Genomic DNA, 9,240 nt, shown 5'->3' with positions numbered 1-9,240 from the left:
AAACGGGAACACTCAAAACCACTGAGGTTCTCGAGGTGGAGACGGGATTCGAACCCGTGTACACGGCTTTGCAGGCCGTTGCCTCGCCTCTCGGCCACTCCACCACTGAGAAAGCTGGCCTGCCGAACCCTCTCCGAGCGGACGACCGGGTTCGAACCGGCGACCTCAACCTTGGCAAGGTTGCGCTCTACCAACTGAGCTACGTCCGCATTGCGACCGGGTTCCAGTGTCCCCGGCGCGAGAAGAACATTAGCCCATCTCCGCCCCAGTTCAAAAACGGGGGTCCCCGGTACGTCGACGTACGGTCACCAACTGCTCACCTGCCCGGGGCTGCGCGGCGCGGGATCACCTGCGCACTAAGGTGTTCCGCGGAAGGAGCACCACATGCGTATCTGGCTCAACGGGGCCCTGCTGGACGGCGAGGCGGCGGTCTCGCCGCTGGACCACGGGCTGACCACCGGCGACGGCGTCTTCGAGACGATCAAGATCGAGAACGGCCGCCCGTTCGCGGTGCGGCGGCATCTCGAGCGGCTCGTCCGTTCGGCGGTCGGGCTCGGCCTGCCGACGCCGGACGTCGCGGCGATCGAGGGCGGGATCGACGCGGTGGTCGCGGCAGATCCGGACATCCCGTTCGGCCGGCTACGGATCACGTTCACCGGCGGCGTCTCGCCGCTGTCCTCGGACCGCGGCACGGACGGCCCGACGATCCTGGTCGCGACCCAGGAGATCAAGCGCCCGGCTGCGACGTCCGCGATCGTCACGGTCCCGTGGGTCCGCAACGAGCGCAGCGCGGTCGCCGGGCTGAAGACCACCTCGTACGCCGAGAATGTCCGCGCCCTCGCCTACGCGAAGGAGCGCGGCGGCAGCGAGGCGATCTTCGCGAACACGATCGGTGACCTCTGCGAAGGCACCGGCTCCAACATCTTCTGCGTGTACGACGGTGAGCTGGTGACGCCGACGCTCGAGTCCGGCGCGCTTGCCGGCGTGACGCGGGCGCTGGTGCTCGAGTGGTTCGGCGGTGTCGAGCGCGACGTACCACTCGACAAACTGCACGACGCCGAGGAGGTCTTCCTGACCTCGACGACCCGCGACGTCCAGGCGATCCACCGCGTCGACGACCGCGACCTGCGCGCGCCAGGCACCATCACCGCCCAGGCCGCCAAAATCTTCACCGAACGCTCCACCCAAACCCCCAGCCCCTGACCCCAGCGGACCCCACCCACTCGCCAACCCGTCGACGCCCGCACTGCACGCGGCGTTCCACGGTCGAGATGCGGTACGGCGTCAGTGCGGCGACGAGTTGATGAGTGGTGGCGATCCGCGACCCGGCCGCCGCCTGCCCAGCGCCCGCACCACGCCGAGTCGCACCACGCCGGGCCGCACCACGCCGGGCCGTGCCGGCGCGCACCACGCCCGGTCCCGGCACCTGCACCGCGCCTAGGCCGGTACGGGTTGGGTCTTGTTGGGCCCCGGGGTGACTACTCGCCGGAGGCTTTGCGGCGTTCCCGGTAGGCGGCTACGTGCAGGCGGTTGCCGCAGGTGCGGGCGTCGCAGTAGCGCTTGGAGCGGTTCCGTGACAGGTCAATGAGGGCGTCGTCGCAGTCCGGTGCCTCGCAGCGGCGCAGACGTTCGCGCTCGCCGGCCGAGATCACCTGCGCCAGCGCGATCCCGCACTCCACCGTGATCCGGCAGGCGATCGACGCACCCGCCCGCGAATAGTGGATGTGCCACGGGTGCCCGTCGTGGTTGGTGAGCCGCGGAGTCGACGTACCTCGGGCGATGATCGCGTTGATCATCGTCGCCGCGGACGCGTCGGAATCGGTCGTGAACACCGGCGCGAACAACGGTCGCAGATCACGAACCTCGGCCAGGTCCTTGTCCGTCAACGTGTCGACCGCACTGAACTCCCGTTCCTGGACGAACTTCTCCAACTCCTCCAGAGTGTCCAGCGAATCGACTTGGCTGTTCGGTCCGGGCAGGGTGTTGACGAGCCGGACCAGCGTCCCGAGCGCCTGCTCGGTGTCGTGCGAGAAAGTCACAATCACGTCTCCAACGCGACGGGATCTCCGTCCTGCAGCAAGAGTAGCCCGGCCCGATTAGATCGTCGCTTCATCATGCGATATGGTTTCACCCGCAACACCACATCCGAAACACCAGCACCATCCCGGGCGATTGGCGCAGTGGTAGCGCGCTTCGTTCACACCGAAGAGGTCACTGGTTCGAACCCAGTATCGCCCACCCGAGGACCACGCAGCTCAGAGCGGGAACCCAGCACCAGCCGGGTCCCCGCTCTACTCGTTTGTGGCGGTGATGGGTCAGTTGAGGCGTTGTAGGGCTGCTTGGATGGTTTGCTCGACTCGGGGGGTCATGCCGGGGGTGTCGACGGGGCGGCGGCCGGCTACTTGGCCGCGGATCCACTTCGAGCCGGTTTCGTCGTAGTGCAGCAGGGCGTAGAGGTCCCACCAGGGATGGAGTGTCACCCCGGCGATCGACTCGTAGAGCGTTCGAAGTTGCTCCGCCCATTCAGGGGAGTAGAGCGTCGCCAGGTATCGCCGGCATTGGCCGACGTCGACCGCGCGCGATCCGCGGTAGATGGAGTTCCAGTCGGTCAGCCCGGTGATCCTGCCGCGCGACCACAGCAAGTTGACCGGCAGAAAATCGCCGTGCAGGAAGACGGCCGTGTCCTTCGGCGGCTGCAACGCCATGGCACTGAACGCCGCCTTCCAGACGGCCGGCTTCTGTGCGTCGCCCGGTACCCGGAACCCGTCTCGAGGAGCGATCCAAGAGTCCTTCCACGGCCTGAACGTCTTCGCTGGGAGATCGAGAGAATGCAACTGGACGGCAATCTCCGCGATCCTCGTCAGCCACGACCGGGGTTCGTCCGGAGTGAGGTGAACGTGCCCCGGTAACCGCGACATCAGCAACGCCGGCGCGCCGCCCGTCGACGCACCGCCGACATCGGCACCGAGGACCTCAGGCACCGGGAGCCCGCTTCCGGCCACCACACCGAGGTTGGCGATCTCCTTCTCCAGGGTCTCCTGCAGATCGAGCCCGGCCGGGTACTGCCGCAGTACGACGAACGTTCGCACTCCACGTCGCTCGACGGTCAGCCGATTCACGGCGGAGCAGACACCACCGGTCAATCGGCGATAGCCGACGATGCGACTGCCCCGGCCCATCGACGCCGCAACCCAGGCGAGTGTCTCCGCCGACGGCCGGCGCTCCCTGAACCCGCTGTCTCTCCAGTCGTCGTCGGTCATGAGCGCGAGCCTATTCGTCAGGCGCGTGCGGTGACAGGGAATTAGTGGGCGGGGGCGGTGATGGACGGTGGCTGTTGCGACAGCAGAGGTGCTGATTCGGTCGGACTCAGGTTTATGACGGCTGTGCAATCCGGGCGGGCGCATTCGCAGGCGAATGGTTGGGGTGTGGGGCGGTGGGCCAGTTGCTGGTTGCCCAGGCGGATCAAGGCTGGGTCGGTGGCGGGGCGGCTTGGTGGAAGTACTGCGGTGAAATGGCGTTCGACTGCGTCAGCGGTTTGTTCGGGGGTTTGGCCGTCGACATGGATCGTTGGTACGCCGGTTCCTTCCAGCTGCGAGTTCACCAGCTTCCAGCCCCAGATGAAGCCTTCATGATCAATGTCGGGATTGCGGTGCTGCAGTCTGGTGCGCTGTTCTGCTTGTGACGGCAGCAACCAAATCGCCTGGGTGCCGGCCATTGCGGGGGTGACGAAAGCGCCTTCGACGACCACGGGCGTACGGACCGGCAAGGCGTCGATGTCCTCGAGGATCATCGGTTTGCGATCGAAGTCGCCGGGCCCGGTTCCGAGGACGTGCAAGCCGGCCGCGGCCGCACGGTGTTCGTGGTCGAAGGCGTGCGCGTCCACGCTGTACCAGACCAAACCGTGTCGGCGTGCGAGCAACCGGCTCACCGTGGTCTTTCCCGCGGCGGCCGGTCCTCCGATCCACAGGATTTCGTTCATGCGGCCGCCGATCTAGTCAGGGAAGATGTGCGGGAAGAGATCGTCCGGGAGCCGGAGCGCCTGGTGGGACTGGGCCGCCGTGGATTGCCAGAGGGCGGGGACTTCGGGGAACGGTATTGCCGGGCCTACTCCCAGTCTGCCTTCCAGGGCAAACGCGACCGGCCCGGTGACCTGCGGCCGGACGTCGGATCCGGCCCCGTTCAGCAGCTCGGTCAGGGCGTCATGAACGTCGGCCGGCAGGGTCCCGTCGACGACATCGACCCACACTCTGGCCTGGCCGCCAGGTTTGAGGCCGGCGGCAACCAATAGCCCCAGGCTCCCGAACGCCGGGGCCGGCTGGGTGTAGTAGTTGAAGAACTCGGTGCACACCCACACCAAGGTCTTGATGTACGCGCTGAGCTCGGCGGTACCCGCAGGAAGGCGCTCGTTCAGTTCCGCGTCCGGCTGGTACAGCCGGGCCGCACCCAGCTGGAAGTACGGCGGTGGAGGAGTCATCGAGCGCGACGATAACGCCCCATCGGCTCAGTGCTCGACGAGCTTCTCGCTGAGTGCCCACAGCCGGACGGCGGACTCCGGGTCGATCGCGTGCGGCAAGACGTACGAGCGAACGTCCGGGTCGTCGAACTTCGTCTCGGTGATCGTGTCGAGCAACGACACATCGTTGTCCTTCAGATACGTCCCGCCGTGCCCCTCGAGCAGCGGGCTCGTCGCGCCGAACACCGACGTACTCGCGCCCTGCTGCGCGGTCTTGCGCTCACGCGCCGGGTCGATGATCTGGTTGCCGTTCTCGTCGGTGAGCCCCAGCGCCCGCAGCTGGTCCGCCGGGATCCACTGCCCGCGCGGCGCGCCCTCGGCCTGATGCGGGCCGAGGCTCGTGGTGATGACGATCCCCGGATGCGCGGCAAAGGCGTGGATGCCGTACTGCGCCCAGCGCTGCTCCAGCTCCACCGCGAACAGGACGTTCGCCGTCTTCGATTGCCCGTACGCGCGCAGCGGATCGTAGTCCTCGGTGCAATGTGGGTCGCCCCAACGAATGTCCGACAGCCGGTGACCGCCGGACGTCACGTTGACGATCCGCGCACCGTGCGCCGCCTGGAGCGCGGGCAGCAGGCCCAGCGTGAGCTGGAAATGCCCTAGGTGGTTGGTCGCGAACTGCGACTCGTACCCGCGGGCGTCGCGCTGCAGCGGGCCCGCCATGATGCCGGCGTTGTTGATCAGGATGTGCAGCGGCCGCCCGGTCGCGAGGTACCGCTCCACGAAGGCGTCGATCGATTTCGGGTCCAGGAGGTCGAGCTGACTCGCCTCCACCCGCTCGATGCCCTGCAAGTCCGCTCGCGCGGGGTTGCGCACCGCGACCGTCACGTTCGCGCCGGCCTTGCTCAGCGCCCGGGTCGTCTCCAGGCCAAGACCGCGATGCCCGCCGGTGACGATCGCGTTCTTGCCGGTCAGATCGATGCCTTCGAGTACGTCGTCAGCGGTCGCCGCCGCCGTGAATCCACTGCCGATGGGCTGTTGCCTGTTCTCCGTCATGTCTCCACGATGCCGCGCGGACGACGTACTCTGAATAATTATCAGTCCATGTTTTCTTCGTGAGAGTACAGATGATGGATCAGTTGTCCGAGGTGTTCGAGCTCGTCGAGGTCCGCGGGCTGGTGTCCGGCAGGTTCGCGGTGCAGGGGCCGTGGGTGTCGCGGGCCGAGCTTCAGGATCCGTTCAAGTTCGTCGCGATGGCCGGCGGTCGGGCGCGACTGACGACCGACGGCATCGACGCGCCGATCGAGCTCGAGCCTGGCGATGTCGCAATCCTCAACAACCGTGCGCGCCTCGAGCTGTCCGGCGGCTCCGGCGACGGGCCGGTGCGTGAGGTCGTACCGCTCGAGGTCGACTTCGAACTGCTGCCCGCCGACTGGGACACGCACGACATCGTGATCGGTGGCCGCATCGATCTCAACGAGGCGGGACGCACACTGCTCGGCGAGGCGCTGCCGCCGGTCGCGCACGTCCAGGCCTCTCCCAGGACCGGCGCCAACCTTCGCGGCAGCCTGTACCGCCTGTTCGAGGAGGTGACCGGCAACCGCATCGGTTCCGCGTTCGCCATCCGCCAGCACGCCCAGTTGGTGCTGCTCGAAGTGCTCCGCGCGTACGTCGAGCAGTCCGCACTCCCGCCCGGCTGGCTACGCGTGCTGACCGACGAACGCCTGAAGCCGGCGCTCACCCTGATGCACTCGCACCCGGACACCCTCTGGAGCCTCAACGAACTCGCCCGCGCCGCCGCGATGTCCCGCACCGCCTTCGCGGAACGCTTCCGCGCCGTCGCCGGCCTGCCGCCCCGCGCGTACTTGAACCGCTGGCGGATGATGCTCGCCCAACGCGCGCTCCGCGACGGCGACACAAGCGTCGGGTCGCTCGCAACCGAGCTGGGCTACGCCTCCGAGAGCGCGTTCAGCACCGCCTTCAAACGCGAGGTCGGCCAATCTCCTCTGCGCTACCGCTCCGCCATCCGCACTCAGGCCGCATCGAGCTGAGCAACCACGGCCGGATCCAGCTTCAACTCGACCGCCGCCAGCGCCTCCTCCAGCTGTGCGATCGACGAAACTCCGACGAGCGGTAGGACGCCGTGATGCATCAGCCAGGCGAGTACGACCTGATTCACGGTCGCGCCGAGCTCCCCCGCCACGCCCCGGATCGTCTCGAACCTCACGTACGCCGTCGGATGCGCGTACCCGCGCTGCGCCGAGAACGGCCGCTCCGGACGCGCGTACGCCCCGGTCAGCAACGGCTGGTACGCGACCAGCGTCACGTCGGGGTGCTCTGACAGGTAGTCGAAGTGCTCGATTCCCGCGTGCTGGAAATGGGGGGAACCCCGCCGGACAACCCCTTGCAGCGCGGGCGGATTCGGCCACAGGTACGTCGAGTGCTGCTGAATCACTGAGTACGGCGCAACGCCCAGAGCGGCCGCGAGTTGTCGAGCACGATCGAGCCGCCAGGTGGCCGTGTTGCTGCAGCCCACGAGGTCCACGACCCCGTCCGCCGCGAGTTCCCCGAACGCGGCGACCGTCTGCTCCAACGGCGTACGGCGATCGTCGATGTGCGCGTAGTACAGGTCGATGCGCTCCACGCCCAGCCGCGCCAAACTGCCCTTCACTGCGTCGCCGACGGCAGAGGTGCTCAGGCCCTCCCAGTGTGCGTCACCCGGGTCGCCGGGAGCCGTCGTCCGCGCACCGCACTTCGTCGCGATCACCAGGTCGTCACGATTGCCGCGGGCACGCATCCACTGCCCCAGCAGCTCCTCGCTCTCGCCGCCGTGGCCGACCCACTGGTTGTAGTTGTTCGAGGTGTCGACGAACGTCCCACCGGCCTCCACGAACCGATCCAGGATCGCCATCGCCGTGTCGGCCGGTGTCGACGTACCGAAGTTCATCGCGCCGAGGCACAGACCACCGACCTGCTTGCCATTTCTCAAGGACGCCATGGAGCCACCCTGCCCCCTGGAGCGCACTCGAGGTCAAGTGGGGCTGCGGTCAGACCAGCCAGCGCCCGTCGTCCATCAGGACGCGGTCCTTGAGCTCCTCCACCTCGCGCCACGCCTGGATCTTGGTCGGCGTCACCCGGAAGAACGGGTAGTTCGGCAGCGGTCGCGGATCGAAGCCGGCCTTCGCCGCGAAGGCCGCGCCCTCCGCCTCGGACACCTCCACGATCTCGACGGTTCCGGTCACGTGGATGACGTCGCGCACCTCCCCCAGCGTCACCTGCAGGCGCGGATTCGCCTGCAGGTTCCGCGCGGTCGGGTTGGTCCGGGTCGTCGACAGCAGCAGCGTCCCGTCGCTCCACAGGAACGAGAGCGGCATCAAGTACGGCGTACCGTCGAGCGCGGCCGTCGACACCCAGGCGTCGACGTCCTCCTCCAGGCGGTGCAACGTGTCCTGCTTGCGGACCGACGCCGGGCGGGGTGCTGCCGTCATCGCGGGCTCCTCTGTCACATGTGATGCTCGTACTCCGTCAATCGGAGTGACGGCGCTGGGCCGGTCAGTGTGACAGGTGAAGAGGTGATCCCGATGGGCGGGGACGAGTGGCTGGCGACGCGGTTCGAGGAGAACCGGGACCGCCTGCGCGCCGTCGCGTACCGGATCCTGGGATCCGAACCGGAGGCCGAGGACGCCGTCCAGGAGACCTGGATCCGGCTCAGTCGCAGTGACTCCGCGACGATCGACAACCTCGGCGGCTGGCTGACCACCGTCGTCGGGCGGATCTGCCTCGACGTCCTCCGCACCCGTCGCGGCCGGCCCGAACTGCCGGTCGGCGAGCACTCACCGGTGATCGCCGACGACGGCGTCCCCGACCCCGAACTCGAAGCGGTGCAGGCGGACTCGGTCGGGCTCGCGCTGCTCGTCGTACTCGAGACGCTGTCGCCGGCCGAACGGCTCGCGTTCGTGCTGCACGACCTGTTCGCCGTGCCGTTCGAGGACATCGCGCCGATCATCCAGAAGTCGCCGGCCGCCGCGCGACAGATTGCCAGCCGCGCGCGCCGCCGGGTCCGCGGTACGCCGGAACCGACCGCCGTCGATGTCGTACGTCAGAAGGAGGTCGTCAGCGCCTTCCTCACCGCCGCCCGCGAGGCTGATTTCACGGCGCTGCTCGAGGTGCTCGATCCGGAGGTCGTCGTCCGCGGCGATCCGGGCGCGGCGGCGTACGGCTCCCGAATGTCTGCACTGTCAGGCGCCGAGAGCGTGGCGCGCGAGTTCTCCGGGCGCGCCAAGGCGGCCAAGCTGGTGCTCGTCGACGGGGTGCCGGGACTGGTGTGGATGCAGCGCGGCGAACCGCTGATTGTGTTCTCTTTCACGGTCGTCGACGGGCGTGTCGCCGCACTCGACCTCCGGGGCGATCCGGAGTACCTCGAAAGCGTCGATCTGGTGACGCTGAGAGCCTGAACCGACGGCGTGGCGAGTGGACAGAACCCGTGGGACTCGTGAGGTGGATGAGACGGCTCTCCGGAGCGTGAAATCGGGTTTTTGTCCACGCTGAAAGTGCGCTACTGTTCTGCTCTCGCACCGAGCGAAACACTCGAAGCGAAGCGCGGACGTAGCTCAGTTGGTAGAGCGCAACCTTGCCAAGGTTGAGGTCGCCGGTTCGAACCCGGTCGTCCGCTCGGAGAGAGGGTTCGCCCTAACCCGGTGGAGCGTCTCAAGGGTGGAGTGGCCGAGAGGTTAGGCAGCGGCCTGCAAAGCCGTCCACACGGGTTCGAATCCCGTCTCCACCTCAGA

At 67.7% G+C, this 9,240-nt stretch carries 10 protein-coding genes and 5 tRNA genes; 6 read left to right on the top strand and 9 right to left on the bottom strand.

The annotated features are described in order from the left end of the window. Positions 1-33: 33 nt before the first annotated feature. A tRNA-Cys gene (locus tag ACGFI6_RS41340) sits at positions 34-104 on the bottom strand. Between the two features lie 32 nt (positions 105-136). Continuing rightward, positions 137-209 (bottom strand) — tRNA-Gly (locus ACGFI6_RS41335). A 175-nt stretch (positions 210-384) separates the two neighbouring features. On the opposite strand from ACGFI6_RS41335, the gene ACGFI6_RS41330 reads away from it, so the two are divergent. After that, the gene (locus ACGFI6_RS41330) at positions 385-1,203 is read left to right on the top strand and encodes an aminotransferase class IV (RefSeq protein ID WP_393128183.1); all 819 of its coding nucleotides are present in this window, start codon (positions 385-387) and stop codon (positions 1,201-1,203) included. A 275-nt stretch (positions 1,204-1,478) separates the two neighbouring features. Here the strand turns inward: ACGFI6_RS41330 and ACGFI6_RS41325 are convergent, their stop codons facing one another. After that, the gene (locus tag ACGFI6_RS41325; RefSeq protein ID WP_393128182.1) at positions 1,479-2,045 is read right to left on the bottom strand and encodes a CGNR zinc finger domain-containing protein; all 567 of its coding nucleotides are present in this window, start codon (positions 2,043-2,045) and stop codon (positions 1,479-1,481) included. A gap of 121 nt (positions 2,046-2,166) precedes the next feature. Here ACGFI6_RS41325 and ACGFI6_RS41320 point away from each other — a divergent pair. Beyond that, positions 2,167-2,238, top strand: a tRNA-Val gene (locus ACGFI6_RS41320). Positions 2,239-2,315: 77 nt separating this feature from the next. Here the strand turns inward: ACGFI6_RS41320 and ACGFI6_RS41315 are convergent. From ACGFI6_RS41315 to ACGFI6_RS41300, 4 genes are all read right to left on the bottom strand, one after another. Continuing rightward, entirely contained in the window at positions 2,316-3,260 is a 945-nt protein-coding gene (locus ACGFI6_RS41315; protein ID WP_393128181.1) for a phosphotransferase family protein, read from the bottom strand. A 41-nt stretch (positions 3,261-3,301) separates the two neighbouring features. Beyond that, on the bottom strand, positions 3,302-3,928 hold the full coding sequence (locus ACGFI6_RS41310) for a hypothetical protein (protein WP_393128180.1): 627 nt from the start codon (positions 3,926-3,928) through the stop codon (positions 3,302-3,304). A gap of 63 nt (positions 3,929-3,991) precedes the next feature. Beyond that, complete coding sequence (locus tag ACGFI6_RS41305) at positions 3,992-4,474, bottom strand: hypothetical protein (RefSeq protein WP_393128179.1); 483 nt, start codon at positions 4,472-4,474, stop codon at positions 3,992-3,994. Between the two features lie 27 nt (positions 4,475-4,501). Continuing rightward, on the bottom strand, positions 4,502-5,509 hold the full coding sequence (locus tag ACGFI6_RS41300; protein WP_393128178.1) for an SDR family NAD(P)-dependent oxidoreductase: 1,008 nt from the start codon (positions 5,507-5,509) through the stop codon (positions 4,502-4,504). 59 nt (positions 5,510-5,568) lie between these two features. Between ACGFI6_RS41300 and ACGFI6_RS41295 the strand changes: the two genes are divergently transcribed. Next, positions 5,569-6,504, top strand: coding sequence for an AraC family transcriptional regulator (locus tag ACGFI6_RS41295; protein ID WP_393128177.1), 936 nt, complete (start codon positions 5,569-5,571; stop codon positions 6,502-6,504). Here ACGFI6_RS41295 and ACGFI6_RS41290 read toward each other — a convergent pair. Next, complete coding sequence (locus ACGFI6_RS41290) at positions 6,486-7,451, bottom strand: aldo/keto reductase (RefSeq protein ID WP_393128176.1); 966 nt, start codon at positions 7,449-7,451, stop codon at positions 6,486-6,488. The two genes, ACGFI6_RS41295 and ACGFI6_RS41290, sit on opposite strands and share 19 nt — an antisense overlap. A gap of 49 nt (positions 7,452-7,500) precedes the next feature. Beyond that, positions 7,501-7,941 carry a pyridoxamine 5'-phosphate oxidase family protein gene (locus ACGFI6_RS41285; RefSeq protein ID WP_393128175.1) on the bottom strand — a complete coding sequence of 147 codons (441 nt, stop codon included), beginning with the start codon at positions 7,939-7,941 and terminating at the stop codon, positions 7,501-7,503. Positions 7,942-8,034: 93 nt separating this feature from the next. On the opposite strand from ACGFI6_RS41285, the gene ACGFI6_RS41280 reads away from it, so the two are divergent. From ACGFI6_RS41280 to ACGFI6_RS41270, 3 genes are all read left to right on the top strand, one after another. After that, positions 8,035-8,907, top strand: coding sequence for a sigma-70 family RNA polymerase sigma factor (locus ACGFI6_RS41280; protein WP_393128174.1), 873 nt, complete (start codon positions 8,035-8,037; stop codon positions 8,905-8,907). Between the two features lie 145 nt (positions 8,908-9,052). Continuing rightward, positions 9,053-9,125 (top strand) — tRNA-Gly (locus ACGFI6_RS41275). A 40-nt stretch (positions 9,126-9,165) separates the two neighbouring features. Beyond that, positions 9,166-9,236 (top strand) — tRNA-Cys (locus ACGFI6_RS41270). Positions 9,237-9,240 lie beyond the last annotated feature (4 nt).

The sequence above is a fragment of the Kribbella sp. NPDC048928 genome, from assembly GCF_043197975.1.
Classification (GTDB): Bacteria; Actinomycetota; Actinomycetes; order Propionibacteriales; family Kribbellaceae; genus Kribbella.
This window is presented reverse-complemented; position numbering and strand designations above follow the sequence as displayed.